The 15,542-nt window shown below is 66.5% G+C and carries 11 protein-coding genes; 5 read left to right on the forward strand and 6 right to left on the reverse strand.

Annotated elements, in window-relative coordinates:
* Positions 1–246 precede the first annotated feature (246 nt).
* On the forward strand, positions 247–1,506 hold the full coding sequence (locus H7U20_RS07080; RefSeq protein WP_199518907.1) for a dicarboxylate/amino acid:cation symporter: 1,260 nt from the start codon (positions 247–249) through the stop codon (positions 1,504–1,506).
* A gap of 185 nt (positions 1,507–1,691) precedes the next feature.
* Here H7U20_RS07080 and H7U20_RS07085 read toward each other — a convergent pair whose 3' ends face one another.
* A complete protein-coding gene (locus H7U20_RS07085) occupies positions 1,692–3,569 on the reverse strand; it encodes an ABCB family ABC transporter ATP-binding protein/permease (protein WP_199518916.1) in 1,878 nt (625 codons plus the stop codon).
* A gap of 63 nt (positions 3,570–3,632) precedes the next feature.
* Here H7U20_RS07085 and H7U20_RS07090 point away from each other — a divergent pair, with 63 nt between their 5' ends.
* The 3 genes from H7U20_RS07090 (at position 3,633) to H7U20_RS07100 (ending at position 6,039) form a co-directional block, all read left to right on the forward strand.
* A complete protein-coding gene (locus H7U20_RS07090) occupies positions 3,633–4,085 on the forward strand; it encodes an acyl-CoA thioesterase (protein ID WP_199518908.1) in 453 nt (150 codons plus the stop codon).
* Between the two features lie 3 nt (positions 4,086–4,088).
* Positions 4,089–5,693, forward strand: a complete 1,605-nt coding sequence (locus H7U20_RS07095; protein ID WP_199518909.1) for an alkaline phosphatase D family protein — start codon at positions 4,089–4,091, stop codon at positions 5,691–5,693.
* A 70-nt stretch (positions 5,694–5,763) separates the two neighbouring features.
* Positions 5,764–6,039, forward strand: a complete 276-nt coding sequence (locus H7U20_RS07100) for a hypothetical protein (RefSeq protein WP_199518910.1) — start codon at positions 5,764–5,766, stop codon at positions 6,037–6,039.
* 71 nt (positions 6,040–6,110) lie between these two features.
* On the opposite strand, the gene H7U20_RS07105 is transcribed toward H7U20_RS07100, so the two are convergent.
* The 4 genes from H7U20_RS07105 to H7U20_RS07120 all read right to left on the reverse strand — a co-directional run bounded on the left by H7U20_RS07105 (position 6,111) and on the right by H7U20_RS07120 (position 13,066).
* Positions 6,111–7,781, reverse strand: coding sequence for a long-chain-fatty-acid--CoA ligase (locus H7U20_RS07105; protein ID WP_199518911.1), 1,671 nt, complete (start codon positions 7,779–7,781; stop codon positions 6,111–6,113).
* A gap of 121 nt (positions 7,782–7,902) precedes the next feature.
* Positions 7,903–9,597, reverse strand: a complete 1,695-nt coding sequence (locus H7U20_RS07110) for a long-chain-fatty-acid--CoA ligase (RefSeq protein WP_199518912.1) — start codon at positions 9,595–9,597, stop codon at positions 7,903–7,905.
* A 166-nt stretch (positions 9,598–9,763) separates the two neighbouring features.
* Entirely contained in the window at positions 9,764–10,978 is a 1,215-nt protein-coding gene (locus tag H7U20_RS07115; protein ID WP_199518913.1) for an aminopeptidase, read from the reverse strand.
* A 9-nt stretch (positions 10,979–10,987) separates the two neighbouring features.
* Complete coding sequence (locus tag H7U20_RS07120) at positions 10,988–13,066, reverse strand: molybdopterin-containing oxidoreductase family protein (RefSeq protein ID WP_199518914.1); 2,079 nt, start codon at positions 13,064–13,066, stop codon at positions 10,988–10,990.
* 212 nt (positions 13,067–13,278) lie between these two features.
* On the opposite strand from H7U20_RS07120, the gene H7U20_RS07125 reads away from it, so the two are divergent.
* The gene (locus tag H7U20_RS07125; RefSeq protein WP_199518915.1) at positions 13,279–14,475 is read left to right on the forward strand and encodes a M20 aminoacylase family protein; all 1,197 of its coding nucleotides are present in this window, start codon (positions 13,279–13,281) and stop codon (positions 14,473–14,475) included.
* Positions 14,476–14,511: 36 nt separating this feature from the next.
* Here H7U20_RS07125 and H7U20_RS07130 read toward each other — a convergent pair whose 3' ends face one another.
* Entirely contained in the window at positions 14,512–15,402 is an 891-nt protein-coding gene (locus tag H7U20_RS07130; protein WP_199518917.1) for an NAD(P)-dependent oxidoreductase, read from the reverse strand.
* Positions 15,403–15,542: the final 140 nt, after the last annotated feature.

The following is a 15,542-nucleotide window of genomic DNA, read 5'->3' on the forward strand; positions in this document are numbered from 1 at the left end:
GGAACCCGCATGGACTCAGGGCCACACGTGCTTGACAGCACCCTTGACCACAAGGATACTGCGGAACTTGCTAATAGATTCATCAGTTTGCAGGCCGGAACCGGACTGGATCATGGCGGTTTTTCCGCAGGATACAGCCACTTTAAGGCGGAATTGACCCTATTTTGCCCGAGATTGCGAGGCGACAGGCAAACCCTGCCGCAACCAACGTCCAGCGAGACACTACCACAGGAACTTCATCATATTATGAAAAAACAAAACCGATTGACCACCTACATCCTGATCGGCCTGGCGCTGGGGATCATCACCGGCTACGTCGCCAACACGACGCTGGCCAACCCGGTGGGCTTCGCCGACACGATGGCGCTGGTCACGACGCTGTTCCTGCGCCTGATCAAGATGATCATCGCGCCGCTGGTGTTCTCGACCCTGGTGGTCGGCATCGCCCGCATGGGCGACGCCAGCGAAGTGGGCCGCATCGGCGTCAAGACGCTGGGCTGGTTCTTCATCGCCTCGCTGCTGTCGCTGACCCTGGGCCTGATCATGGTCAACCTGTTCCGTCCGGGCGACGCGCTGCTGGGCCACCTGCCCACCACGGCCACCGCCACCGGCATCGTCACCAGCGGCCTGACCCTGAAGGAATTCATCACCCACCTGGTGCCGACCTCGATCATCGACGGCATGGGCAAGAACGAGATCCTGCAGATCGTCATCTTCTCGCTGTTCTTCGGTTCGGCCGCCGCCGCCGTCGGCGAGAAGGCCACGCCGATGGTCGACGCCCTCGACGGCGTCGCCCACGTCATGCTGAAAGTGACCGGCTATGTGATGAAGTTCGCCCCGTTCGCCGTGTTCGCCGCCGTCGCCGGCGTGATCGCCAAGAGCGGCCTGAAAGTGCTATCGACCTACGGCGTGTTCATGGCCGAGTTCTACTTCAGCATCGGCCTGCTGTGGGCGCTGCTGATCGGCATCGGTTTCCTGTTCCTCGGCGCCCGCATCTTCAAGCTGATCGCCGAAGTGCGCGAGCCGGTGCTGCTGGCCTTCTCCACCGCGTCCAGCGAAGCGGCCTATCCGAAGACCCTGGAAGGCCTGGAGCGTTTCGGCGTGCGCAACCGCATCGCCTCCTTCGTGCTGCCGATCGGCTACTCGTTCAACCTGGACGGCTCGATGATGTACTGCACCTTCGCCACCGTCTTCATCGCCCAGGCCTACGGCATCGAGATGTCGCTGGGCCAGCAGATGACCATGATGATGGTGCTGATGCTGACCTCGAAGGGCATGGCCGGCGTGCCGCGCGCCTCGCTGGTGGTGATCGCCGCCACCCTGAGCCAGTTCAACATCCCGGAGGCCGGCCTGGTGCTGCTGCTGGGCATCGACCACTTCCTCGACATGGCCCGCTCGGCCACCAACGTCATCGGCAACAGCATCGCCACCGCCGTCGTGGCCAAATGGGAAGGCGAGCTGGTCGACCCGATCGAGCGCGAGCTGGCCGACGCGCCGCTGCCATAATCGATATCGCTTGAAGAAAACCGATACACGTATCGGTATCAACGAAAAAGGCTTCCCGCGGGAAGCCTTTTTCATTGGCGCAGGCCGTTTGCCGGCGCGCAGGTGCGCCGGCAAACCCCAGCGGCGCAAAGCTGGGGTCGGACCCCTGGGGGTCCGACCCCGGCCTTTCCGGGTAGCGGGCCGGCTCAGCCGGCGGCGACGTTCAGGCTGAACGCATCCGGCACCGAGCCGCCCTCCTCGTCCGCCCTGGCCTGCTGGCGCAACCACATCTGCGCGTACAGCCCGTCCAGCGCCAACAGCGCCTGGTGGTTGCCGCGCTCGACGATGCGGCCGTGGTCGAGCACCAAAATCTGCTCGGCGTCGGCCACCGTCGACAGGCGGTGGGCGATCACCAGGGTGGTGCGGCTGCGGGCGATTTCCTTGAGCTGCGCCTGGATCGCCTGCTCGGCCTTGGAGTCGAGCGCCGAGGTGGCCTCGTCGAAGATCAGGATGGCCGGGTTCTTCAGCAGGGTGCGGGCGATCGCCACGCGCTGCTTCTCGCCGCCGGACAACTTGAGGCCGCGCTCGCCGACCATCGAGGCGTAGCCGTCCGGCAGGCTCTCGATGAAGTCGTGGATCGAGGCCGCCTTGGCCGCCGCGACGATCTGCTCCTTGCTGGCGCCCGGCAGGCCGTAGGCGATGTTGTATTCGATGCTGTCGTTGAACAGCACGGTGTCCTGCGGCACGATGCCGATGGCCTGGCGCAGCGAGTCCTGGGTCAGCGAGCGCAGGTCCTGGCCGTCGATGGTGATGCCGCCGCCGTTCACCTCGTAGAAGCGGAACAGCAGGCGCGACAAGGTCGACTTGCCCGAGCCGCTGTGGCCGACCACCGCCGTGGTGGTGCCGGCGGCGATGGTGAAGTCGACGTCGAACAGGATCTTGCGCTTGCTCTCGTAGCTGAAGTCGACGTGCTGGAAGCGCACCTGCGCGCCGTGCGTCAGCAGCGGGCGGGCGTCGGCCGCGTCGGCGATCTCGCGGTTCTGCTCGAGCAGCGAGAACAGGCGTTCCATGTCGGCCAGGCTCTGCTTGATCTCGCGGTAGATCACGCCGAGGAAGTTGAGCGGAATATACAACTGGATCATGAAGGTGTTGACCAGCACCAGGTCGCCCAGGGTCATGGTGCCGTCGATCACGCCCTGGGTGGCGCGCCACAGGATCAAGGTGACGGCCGTGGCGATGATCAGCGACTGGCCGGTGTTGAGCAGCGACAGCGAGGTCTGCGACTTGACCGCCGCCGCCTCGTAACGCTGCAGGCCCTCGTCGTAGCGCTTGGCCTCGTAGTCCTCGTTGCCGAAATACTTCACCGTCTCGTAGTTCAGCAGCGAGTCGATGGCCTTGGTGTTGGCCTTCGAGTCGAGGTCGTTCATGGTGCGGCGGAAATGCGTGCGCCAGTCGGTGACGGTGATCGTGAAGACGATGTACAACACCAGCGCGCAGAAGGTGATGACCGAGAACCAGATGTCGTAGTGGGTCACCAGATAGCCCAGCACCAGGGTGATTTCGACCAGGGTCGGCAGGATGTTGAACAGGGTGTAGGAGATCAACGAACCGACGCCGCGCGTGCCGCGTTCGATGTCGCGCGTCATGCCGCCGGTCTGGCGGTTCAGGTGGAAGCGCAGCGACAGCGCGTGCAGGTGGCGGAACACCTTCAGCGCGATGGTGCGCACGGCGCGCTGGGTGACGCGGGCGAAAAGGAACTCGCGCAGCTCGGTGAACACGGTGGTCGACAGGCGCAGCGCGCCATACGCCACCAGCGCCGCCAGCGGCAGCACCAGCAGCGCGCGCGGATGCGCGGGGCTGATGCTCATCTGGTCGATCAGCTGCTTGAGCACCAGCGGCACGCCGACGTTGGCCAGCTTGGCGCCAAGCAGACACAGCAGCGCCGCCAGCACCCGCCACTTGTACACCCACAGGTAGGGAATCAGGGTTTTCAGGGTGGCCAGATCGCTGCGCGGCGGCTTGCCGCTGGCGTTGTTGCTGGCGTTGTTGCTAGGGGCGGGCGGGGAATCGGGATAACGGCGCATGGCGGAGGTCGGCTTTTTATGGTTCAATCTCGCCAATTGTAGCCCTTCACGAGAAAAACCCAGATGACCACCCCAGAAAATCCCGCCACCGCCGTCAATCGCGGCCTGCCCCCCGGCAAAATGCCCGAACTGCGCATGATGCCGGCGCCCTCCGACGCCAACGTCTACGGCGACGTGTTCGGCGGCTGGCTCATGGCCCAGGTCGACATCGCCGGCTCGCTGCCGGCGACGCGGCGGGCGAATGGCCGGGTTGCCACCATTTCCGTCAACTCCTTCGTGTTCAAGCACCCGGTGTTCGTCGGCGACCTGCTGTCGTTTTATGCCGACATCGTCCGCGTCGGCAACACCTCGATCACCGTCAACGTCGAGGTGTATGCCGAGCGCAACCGTTTGCAGGCCTGCACCGTCAAGGTCACCGAGGCGACCTTGACCTATGTCGCCACCGGCTCCGACCGCAAGCCGCGCCCCGTGCCGCCGCTCGAAAGCCTGCTCTCCGCGCCGGACCGCGCCGGCTAAGGCATGCAACCGCGCCGCCGCGCCTTCCTGTGGACGGCCGGCCGCCTGGCGGCGCTGTCGGCGGCGGCCGGCGCCGGCGCGCAGGCCACGGCGGCCGGCGCGCTGCCGGCCAGCGCCAGCAGCAACTATCCGTTCAGCCTGGGCGTCGCCTCCGGCTCACCGCTGCCCGACGCGGTGGTGATCTGGACCCGCATCCTGCCCCACTCCGCCCTGCAGTCCTTGAGCGTCCCGGCGCCCGCGCTGGCCCTGTCGGTGCGCTGGGAAATGGCCAGCGACGAGGCCTTCCGCGACGTTGTCGCGCGCGGCGTGGCCAGCGCCCTGCCCGAGCTGGCGCACAGCGTCCACGTCGACGTCGGCGGACTGGCGGCGGGCCGCTGGTACTGGTACCGCTTCATGCTGGGCGACGCCGTCAGCCCCATCGGCCGCACCCGCACGGCGCCGCCGGCCGACAGCCTGCCGGCGACGCTGAAGCTGGCCGTGGCCTCCTGCCAGCATTGGGAGTTCGGCTGCTACAGCGCGCACCGCCACATCGCCGCCGCCGCGCCGGACCTGGTGGCCTTCCTCGGCGACTACATCTATGAGTGGGGCCCCTACCGCAGCGAGCATCCGGCCAGCGCCCTGCGCAGCGACGAGAGCTTCACCCTGGCGCAATACCGCGCCCGCTACGCCCAGTACAAAAGCGACCCCGACCTGCAAGCGGCCCACCTGGCCGCGCCCTGGGTGGTCACCTGGGACGACCATGAGGTGGCCAACGACTACGCCGGCGAGCGCGACGAGCGCCTGGCGCCCGACTTCGCGCGGCGGCGGGCGGCGGCCTACCAGGCCTTCTATGAGCATATGCCGCTCAGGCTGCCCGTGGCGCCCGCCGCCGGCTTCGGCGCGCTGCGCGTCTACCAGCGCTACGACTGGGGCCGCCTGGCGCGCCTGCACCTGCTCGACGACCGCCAGTACCGTTCGCCGCAGGCCTGCACGCCGCCGACGCGCGGCGGCGCCGATTCCGTCTACCGCCGCGCCTGCCGGGAGCTGGCCGATCCGGCCCGCACCATGCTGGGCGACGAGCAACAACGCTGGTTGCTACAGGGCCTGAGCTCCTCGCCGGCGCGCTGGAACATCCTGGCGCAACAAACCCTGATGGCGCAGAACAGCCAGGTGGCGCTGCGCCAGGACGGCGACGGCCGCTTCTGGACCGACGGCTGGGATGGCTATCCGCAGGCCCGCCAGCGCCTGTACGACGCGCTGCAAAGCAGCCGGGCGGCCAACCCGCTGGTGCTGTCGGGCGATGTGCACAGCTTCTACGCGGCCAGCCTGAGCCGCCAGCCGGAGCGCCCGGTGTCGGCGCGCAACCCGGTGCTGGCCAGCGAGTTCTGCGGCACCTCGGTCACCTCGCCGTCGCGGCCACAGGCGCGCACCGAGCAATACCTGGCGATGAATCCCCATCTGCATTACGGCCGCAGCGACAAGCGCGGCTTCATGTTGCTGCACGTCACTCCGGCCGCCACCACCGCGCTGTTCCAGGGCCTGGACCAGGTGCGCGACCGCGCCTGCGGCGTCGGCACCTTGGCCCGCTTCGAAGTGCGCGACGGCCGCGCCGGGCCGGTCGCCATCTGACTTTCCGTCAAGCTTGAATTAGAGGCAAGCCGGCCTATACTTCGTAAACCGCCCCCCTCAGGAGAGTCCCATGTTGAAGGTCAGTAGTGATGTTATCGCACAGGAACTCGACGCCTATCTGCGGCGCGCCACCGCGCAAACGGTGGTGATCGAGCATCCCGAGAGCGAGCCGGTGGTCATGTTGGCGATGAGCGAATTCGCCAGGTTGCAGCAGGTGGACGACGAGCACTGGGCCGCCTGCGCCCGACTAGCCAACAAGGAAGGCTACCTCGACCATGAGCACGAAGTGCGCCGGCGCCTGGCCGCCGCGCTGAACGAAAAACGGCTCAGCCACATCGGCGGCTGAGCCGTTTCCGCAACGGCGCCGACGGGCGCCGTTGCCGGACGCCGCGCGCGGCGTCCTCCCGTCGCGGCCGCTCAGGCCGCTTTCTTTTCGTCGCGCAACTGGCGGCGCAGGATCTTGCCGACGTTGGTCTTCGGCAGCTCGTCGCGGAATTCGATGTACTTCGGCTTCTTGTAGGCGGTCAACTCGTGCTTGCAGTAGTCGAGCAGCTCCTCGGCCGTCAACGCCGGGTCCTTGCGCACCACGAACAGCTTGACGGCCTCGCCGGAGTTCTTGTCCGGCACGCCGATGCACGCCACCTCCAGCACGCCCGGGTGGGCGGCGACGACGCCCTCGATCTCGTTCGGGTAGACGTTGAAGCCGGACACCAGAATCATGTCCTTCTTGCGGTCGACGATGCGGGTGTAGCCGCGCTCGTCCATGATGCCGACGTCGCCGGTCTTGAAGTAGCCGTCCGGCGTCATCGACTTGGCGGTTTCGTCGTCGCGCTGCCAGTAGCCGGCCATCACCTGCGGGCCGCGCACGGCGATCTCGCCGGCCTGGCCCAGCGGCACGGGCTGGCCGTCGTCGTCGAGGATCAGGATCTCGGTCGACGGGATCGGCAGGCCGATGGTGCCGGTGAACTCCTTGATGTCGACGCGGTTGGCGGTGGCCACCGGCGAGGTTTCCGACATGCCGTAACCTTCGATGATGGGCGTGCCGGTCAGCTTCAGCCAGCGGTCGGCGACGGCCTGCTGCACCGCCATGCCGCCGCCGTTGCACACCTGGTAGCTGGCGAAGTCGAGCTTGGCGAAATCGGCGTTGTTGAGCAGCGCGTTGTACAAGGTGTTGACGGCCGGGAAGACGCTGACCTTGTACTTGGCCAGCTCCTTGACGAAGCCGGGGATGTCGCGCGGGTTCGGCACCAGCAGGTTCATGCCGCCCAGGCGCATGCCCATGAAGGCGCTGATGGTCAGCGAGTAGATGTGGTACAGCGGCAGCGCGCAGACGAACACCGGCTGCTCCTTCTGCGTTTCCATCTGCAGCCAGGCCTCGTTCTGCAGCACGTTGGCGATGATGTTGCGGTGCAGCAGCACGGCGCCCTTGGAGACGCCGGTGGTGCCGCCGGTGTATTGCAGGAAGGCGATGTCGTCGTGGCCCAGCTTGACCGGCTTCAGGCTCAGCGCGGCGCCCTCGGCCATGACCTTCTTGAACGACACGGCGCTCGGCAGCGAGAAGGCCGGCACCATCTTCTTGACCGTGCGCACCACGAAGTTGACGATGGCGCCCTTCAGGCCGCCCAGCATGTCGCCCATGGTGGCGACGATCACATGCTTGACCTTGGTCGCGGCCAACACCTGTTGCACGGTGACGGCGAAGTTCTCCAGCACGATGATGGCCTCGGCGCCCGAGTCGTTCAGCTGGTGCTGCAGCTCGCGCGGCGTGTACAGCGGGTTGACGTTGACCACGGTGTAGCCGGCGCGCAGGATGGCCGCCATCGCCACCGGATATTGCAGCACGTTGGGCAGCATGATCGCCACCCGCGCGCCCGGCGCCAGGCCCTTGGCCTGCAGCCAGGCGCCCATCTGTTGCGACATGCGGTCCAGCTCGCCGAAGGTGAGGAACTTGTCCATGCAGACGTAGGCATTGCGATCGGCGTATTTGCGGAAGCTCTCCTCCATCATGTGGGTGACCGAGCGGTACTGCGTGCTATCGATTTCCGCCGGTACGCCATCGGGGTACGACTTCAGCCAAATCTTGTCCATCTCTTGCCTCATCTTTCACGGATAGGCGCGGCCGGTGCGACCGGGGGCGCCAGTTCATTGTCATGCGCAATAAAAAAACCGCCTGACCGGCAGGCGGTGGGCCTGGCCGGGAGGCGCAATTCTATGCGGCCTGTTTGTCGCCGGGTTTCTCGTCGCGCAAGACGCGGCGGAGAATTTTCCCGACATTGGTTTTCGGTAATTCCTCGCGGAACTCGATGTATTTCGGCTTTTTATAGCCGGTGAATTGTTCCTTGCAATAGGCCATCAAGACCTCGGCGGTCAGCGTCGGGTCCTTGCGCACCACGAACACCTTGACCGCCTCGCCCGAATACTCGTCCGGCACGCCGATACAGGCGCACTCGAGCACGCCGGGATGGGCGGCGATGACCCCCTCCAGCTCGTTCGGGTAGACGTTGAAGCCCGACACCAGGATCATGTCCTTTTTGCGGTCGACAATCTTCACATAGCCGCGCGCGTCCATCACGCCGACGTCGCCGGATTTGAAATAGCCGTCCGGCGTCATCACCTTGGCGGTCTCGTCCGGACGGTTCCAGTAGCCGGCCATCACCTGCGGGCCGCGGATGGCGATCTCGCCGGGCTCGCCCAGCGCCACCTCGACACCGTTGTCGTCGAGGATGGCGATGTCGGTCGACGGCACCGGCAGGCCGATGGTGGCGGAGAACTCGGTGCTGTCGGCGCGGTTGCAGGTGGCCACCGGCGAAGTCTCGGACAAGCCGTAGCCCTCGATGATGGAGACCCCGGTGGCCTGCAGCCATTTGTCGTTGACGGCCTGTTGCACCGCCATGCCGCCGCCGTTGGCGATCTTCAAACCGGAGAAGTCGAGGCGGGAAAAATCGGGATGGTTGACCAGCGCGTTGTACAGCGTGTTGACCGCGGGCAGCATATTAAACCTATATTTGCCCAACTCCTTGATAAATCCGCCGATATCGCGCGGATTCGGAATCAAAATGTTCAGCGCGCCGACCCGGGTGCCCCACATGGCGCAGGCGGTCAGGGCGAAGATGTGGTACAGCGGCAGCGCGCAGACGATGACCAGCTGCTGCGCGCCGAGCGCCTCCTTGAGCACCGGCGCCGACCAGGCCTCGCTCTGCAGCACGTTGGCGATGACGTTGCGGTGGTTCAAGGTGGCGCCCTTGGAGACGCCGGTGGTGCCGCCGGTGTATTGCAGGAAGGCGGCGTCGGTCAAGCCCAGCTCGACCGGGGTCAGCTTCATGCCGCCGCCCTGCTTGAGCGCGTCCTTGAAGCGCACCGCGTTCGGCAGCGAGAAGGCGGGCACCATCTTCTTGACGTTGCGCACCACGAAGTTGACCAGCACGCCCTTGGCGCCGCCCAGCATCTCGCCCATGCTGGCGACGACGATGTGCTTGACCGAGGTGCGCCCCAGCACGTGCTCCAGGGTGATGGCGAAGTTCTCCAGCACGATGATGGCTTCGCTGCCGGAGTCGTTGAGTTGGTGTTCCAGCTCGCGCGGCGTGTACAGCGGGTTGACGTTGACCACCGTGTAGCCGGCGCGCAGCACGGCGGCGATGGCGATCGGGTATTGCAGCACGTTGGGCATCATGATGGCCACGCGCGCGCCCTTTTTCATGCCACGGCTTTGCAGCCAGGCGCCGAGCCGCTTGGAATAGGCGTCGAGTTCGGCATAGGTGAGAAATTTATCCATGCAGACATAGGCGTTGCGGTCCGCATACTTGTGAAACGATTCTTCCATCAGCTGCACCAGCGAACGATATTGATCGGGATCAATTTCGGCCGGTACGCCGGGGGGATACGACTTCAACCAGATTTTCTCCATCCTGTGCCTCTTGTCTCGAATATTTTCGTTGTAGTGGAGCCGGCGCACAGGGCCGGTGAGTATGCTCAAATGTCTCGCGCAAACGAACATCGTGATGCTACTGAATACGATGCTATCGGGCAGAACGCCAGTATGCAAGCGCTTTCATGGAATTTGAGCAAGCCCTCTAGGGCAGTTTATTTGCTGCGCCGCAGCATCCAAAGCCGTCGACGATGCCCTCGGCGGGGGCGGCGGCGGCGGCCTGGGCGGCGGCCTCCGCCGCCGCAGCGGCGGCGGCGATAGCGGCCGCCTCGCTCTGCGCTTTGAGGGCGGCCAGATGGTTCAATTCCTGTAGTTGCTGTCGACGCAGCCCGGCGTCCAGATTCGCCATCTGCTGCACCGCAGCATAAAAACGCACGAACGTTCTTTCTTTTTCCAGGAGCAGGCGGAAGCCCGGCAGGAAATCGTTGTAGGTTGCGACGGAACTGAGGTGGGCGTTGGTCAGCGGTTCGGCGAACCAGCGGTCGTAGCCGGCGTAACCGCCCCAGCCAACCTTGAGTTTTTGATAATCCGCTTTCAGCGCGGCGAAGATGCGCGCCTTCTCCTCGCGCTTGTGGCGGTCGCTGGCCTTGCGCGCGTAATTGGCCGCCAGCGCCTTGCGGTGCTTGACCAGCAGGGCGAGAAAATCCAGCCGCCGCAGGTTGTAGCGGGTGTAGGCCTCGCGCATCGCGTCGGTGCCGTACAGCTCCAGCCAGCGCTGCACGCCGGCCTCCTCGACGGCGGTGGCGAAGGCCTCGTTGAACTGCGAGTCGCCCGCCACGTAGACCACCTGGTGGGCCAGTTCGTGGAACACCATGCGGGCCAGTTCGGCGTCGGAGTAGTTGATGAAGGTCGACAGCAGCGGATCGCTGAACCAGCCCAGCGTGGAATAGGCCGGCACGCCGCCGATCTGCACGTCGTTGCCCTCGGCGCGCAGCTCGGTGGCGTAGGCCTGCGCGTCCTCCTTGCTGTAGTAGCCGCGATAACTGACGCAGCCGGCGATCGGGAAGCACCACTGGATCGGCCGCAGCGACAGCTCCGGCGTGGCCACCACGTTCCACAGCACGAAGGGCCGGGTCAACGGGGCGTAATTCTTATAGCTGGCGTTGTCGGGCAGCGCCAGCTGCTTGACGGCGAAGCGCCGGATCAGCATGGCCTTTTCCAGCCTGGCCTTGAGCTGGGGATCGGTGGCCGGGTCGCCCAGCCAGTCCTCGATGGGGCGCGCGTCCGACCACAACGCGTACTGGCCCTGGGCGGCCTGCATGTAGTACTTCAACTGGGCGCAACCGGCCAGCAAAAGCGCGACGCAGCCCGCCGCCAGCCAGTATCTGGCACGGACAATTCGGCGGACTAGTTGGCGCATACTTCACTCTCAGGCGGCGGCTTTCTCGACCTGAACCAGTGTATCGTAAAAAGTTGGCGCGCGGCCCATATCGGTCAAGCGCTGGCTGGTCACCTCGTTGGCGTTCTTGCCGTCGCTGGCCAGCTTTTTCCACCAGACCGACAGGCCCACCACCAGGCCGGCGCGCGCCTTGGCGGTGACGCGCGTCTTGGCCACGAAGGAACCGCGGTCGTTGTAAATGCGCGCCATGTCGCCGTTGGCCAGGCCGCGGGCGGCGGCGTCGTCGGGGTGGATGTCCAGGTGCGGCTCGCCCTCGGCCGCGCGCAGGCTCTTGACGTTGACGAAGCTGGAATTGAGGAAGTTGCGCGCCGGCGGTGAAATCATCGCCAGCGGATAGCGCGCCGCCAGCGCCGGATTGCTGGCCACCGACTCGTAGGGCGCGTTGTAGCCCGGCAGGGGGTCGAGACCGTCGGCCGCCATCGCGGCGGAGTAGAACTCGCACTTGCCGGACGGCGTGAGGAAGGCGCCGTCGGCGAAGGGGGCGTCCGGCATGTTCAGCTTTTGCCAGCCCTTCTGCTTCAGCGCCTCCCAGTCGAAGTGCATGGCGCGCACGTCGCTGGTCTTGAAGGCCTTGGCCGCCAGCTGGTCGTCGCTCTCCTGGAAGCAGGGATCGTCGAAGCCCATGCGCGCGGCCAGCAGGCGGAAGATCTCGGTGTTGGCCTTGGCCTCGCCCAGCGGCGCGATGGCGGCGTTGTTGGCCATCATGTACAGGTGGCCGAAGGCGGTGTGGGTGTCGACGTGCTCGAGTTGCGTGGTGGCGGGCAGCACGATGTCGGCGTAGTCGGCGGTGTCGGTGAGGAAATGCTCCAGCACCACGGTGAACAAATCCTCGCGGGCGAAGCCGGCCGCCACCTTGGACGAGTCCGGCGCCACCGCCACCGGATTCGAGTTGTAGACGATCAACGCCTCGATCCGCGGACCGAACTCGGCCGAGGCGGGACGCAGCAGGTCGTCGCCGATGGTGGTCATGTTGATGGTGCGCACCGGCGTCTTCAGCAGGTCGGGCCGCTGCAGCGCCGGCTTGTCGCTGGGGAAGGAGCCGGACGAGGACAGCTGGATGCCGCCGGCGGCGTGGCGCCAGGCGCCCACCAGGGCCGGCAGGCAGGCGATGTTGCGCACCGCCATGCCGCCGCCGCGCACCCGCTGCACGCCGTAGTTGGCGCGGATCGCCACCGCCTCGCCGGCCTTGGCGGTCCGGCCGTACAGCCGCGCCAAATCGACCAGCTGGTCCTCGCCGATGCCGCACACCTCGGCGGCGCGCGCCGGCGGCCATTCGGCGGCGCGCTGCCGCAATCGCTCGAAGCCCAGCGTGTGGCTGGCGATGTAGTCGTGGTCGAGCAGATCCTCGGCGATCAGCACGTGCATCATGCCCAGCGCCAGCGCGGCGTCGGTGCCGGGCAGCAGGGCGATGTGCTGGTGGCACTTCTCCGCCGTCAGCGAGCGGTAGGGGTCGATCGCCACCAGGGTCGCGCCGCGCCGCTTGGCCTCCTGGGCGCGGGTCCAGAAGTGCAGATTCGAGGCGATCGGATTGCCGCCCCAGATCAGGATCAGCTTGGCGTTCTGGAACTGTTCGAGGTCGGTGCCGATCGAGGCGCCCACCGTGTACTTGTAGCCGGTGGCGCCGGCGGTGGCGCAGATGGTGCGGTCGAGCAGCGAGGCGCCCAGCTGGTGGAAGAAGCGCGACGACATCGACTCGCCCTGCAGCAGCCCCATCGTGCCGCAATAGCTGTACGGCAGGATCGCCTGCGGATCGCGCGCGGCGATCGGTTTGAGCCGCGCGGCGATGGCGTCCAAGGCCTCGTCCCAGCTGATCCGTTCGAACTTGCCCTCGCCCTTGTTGCCGACCCGGCGCAGCGGGTGCAGCAGCCGTTCGGCGTGGTAGGTGCGCTCGGTGTAGCGCGCCACCTTGGTGCACAGCACGCCGGCCGTGGTCGGGTGGTCGGGATCGCCCTTGACCTCGGTGGCGACGCCGTCGGCCACCGTGATCAGCAGGGCGCAGGTGTCGGGACAGTCGTGCGGGCAGGTGGCGCGGACTTGAGTCGTTGTCATATCGAAATCCAAATTGCTGGGACAGAAGGCATATCGTAAACCATTCCGCCGCCGCGCACCGGGGGCGGCCTCGGCGCGCTGGATTTCCCCCTGTGACAAGGGCTACAATGCCTGTATAGAGCGGCTGTATCCGATCGAACGGCCGCCGCCGCGCACCGCCTCCCACCCGGAACGGCGACGGCGCGGCGAAAAAAATACTGGAGAACCAGAATATGAAATTAGTCGAACCCATCATCGCCATGCAGGCCGAATTGCAGCAGATCCGTCGCGACCTGCACGCCCACCCCGAGCTGTGCTATGAAGAGCTGCGCACCGCCGACGTGGTGGCGGCCAAGCTGACCGAATGGGGCATCCCGGTGGTGCGCGGCCTGGGCCTGACCGGCGTGGTCGGCATCATCAAAAACGGCGACTCGGCGCGCGCCATCGGCCTGCGCGCCGACATGGACGCGCTGCCCATGCAGGAGGTCAACACCTTCGCCCACGCCTCGCGCCACCCCGGCAAGATGCACGCCTGCGGCCACGACGGCCACACCGCCATGCTGCTCGGCGCCGCCCACCATCTGGCCAGCACGCGCAACTTCGACGGCACCGTCTACCTGGTGTTCCAGCCGGCCGAGGAAGGCGGCGCCGGCGCCCGCCGCATGATCGAGGACGGCCTGTTCGAGCGCTTCCCGATGGACGCCATCTACGGCATGCACAACTGGCCGGGCGCCGCCGCCGGCACCTTGAGCGTGGTCGAAGGGCCGATGATGGCCTCAAGTAACGAGTTCCACGTCACCGTCAAGGGCAAGGGTTCGCACGCGGCCCAGCCGCACAAGGGCATCGACCCGGTGATGATCGCGGTGCAGATCGCGCAGAGCTGGCAGCACATCATCACGCGCGAAAAAAGTCCGCTGGACACGGCGGTGCTGTCGATCACCCAGATCCACGCCGGCAGCGCCACCAACGTGATCCCCGACCAGGCCCAGTTGATCGGCACGGTGCGCACCTTCACCACGCCGGTGCTCGACCTGATCGAGAAGCGCATGGGCGAGGTCGCCGCGCACACGGCGGCCGGCTTCGGCGCCGAGGTCGACTTCCAATTCAAGCGCAACTATCCGCCGCTGGTCAACCACGCCCGCGAGACCGCCTTCGCGCTCGAGGTGATGCGCGCCGTGGTCGGCGCCGAGCGGGTCAACGACAACGTCGAGCCGACCATGGGCGCCGAGGACTTCGCCTTCTTCCTGCAGGCCAAGCCGGGCTGCTACGTCTTCATCGGCAACGGCGAGGGCGAGCACCGCGACGGCGGCCACGGCCTCGGTCCCTGCGTGCTGCACAACGGCAGCTACGACTTCAACGACAAGCTGTTGCCGATCGGCGCCAGTTTCTGGGTGCGCCTGGCCGAGACCAGCCTGCCAACGCCGCGCTAGGCACCACCGACCCAGCTCGGCTCGGCTTGGTTCGGCTCAGCCCAGCCGGTCCGGACCGGCGCCGAGCCGCCGGCCCGGATTGATCGCCTCCAAGGCCAGCAGGGCGGCCGAGTGGTCGGCCTGCGGATACACGGTTTGTATCGATTCATAGCGCTGCGTCACCAACTCGGTCAACGGCAGCGTGACGCCAGCCGCGCCGGCCGCCGCCAGGATGTTGTGCATGTCCTTGATCTGCGTCTTGACCTGGCCGCCGGCGACGAAGTTGCGCTCCAACATGCGCTGGCCGTGCACCTCCAAAATTTTGCTTTCGGCGAAGCCGCCGCGTATCGCCGCGCGCACGGCGGCCGGATCGGCGCCGGCCGCCTGCGCCAACAGCAGCGCCTCGGCCACCACGTTCAAGGTCGCACCGACGATCAATTGATTGCACAGCTTGGCCACCTGGCCGCTGCCGGCCGGGCCGACCAGGGTGGCCCGTCCCAGCGCCGCCAGCACCGGCTCGGCTTGGGCGAAGTCGGCGGCCGCGCCGCCCGCCATGATGGCCAAGGTGCCGGCTTGGGCGCCGCCGACACCGCCCGACACCGGCGCGTCGAGGAAGCGCACGCCGCCGGCCTTGAGCTGGGCGTGGAATTGCTGGGCCTCGGCTTGCCGCGTCGAACTCATGTCCACCCACAGGGCGCCCGCCGGCAGTGCCGGCAGGGCCGCCGCGATCAACTGGCCCACCACCGGGCCGTCCGCCAGCATCGAGATCACCAGCGTTGCGCCGGCCACCGCCTCGGCCAGCGCGGCGACAGGCACGGCGCCCGCCCCTGCCAGCGCCGCCGCCTTGTCATGGTGGCGGTTCCACACGATGACGCGATGGCCGGCGGCCAGCAGGCGGCGCACCATCGGCTCCCCCATCAGGCCGATACCGAGGAAGCTTATTTGCATGGACAATTGGAACTCCTGAACGATCGATTCAATGATGGTTATAATAAATTGTGCGTATTCCGGCGAACGTGACCGGTCATTCCGGGGAACGTGACCGCTGCGCATGAGATGGCGTTACGCGGTCAAATTCTAATCCCTGC

The sequence above is a fragment of the Rugamonas violacea genome (assembly GCF_016461825.1).
Taxonomy (GTDB): domain Bacteria; phylum Pseudomonadota; class Gammaproteobacteria; order Burkholderiales; family Burkholderiaceae_D; genus Rugamonas.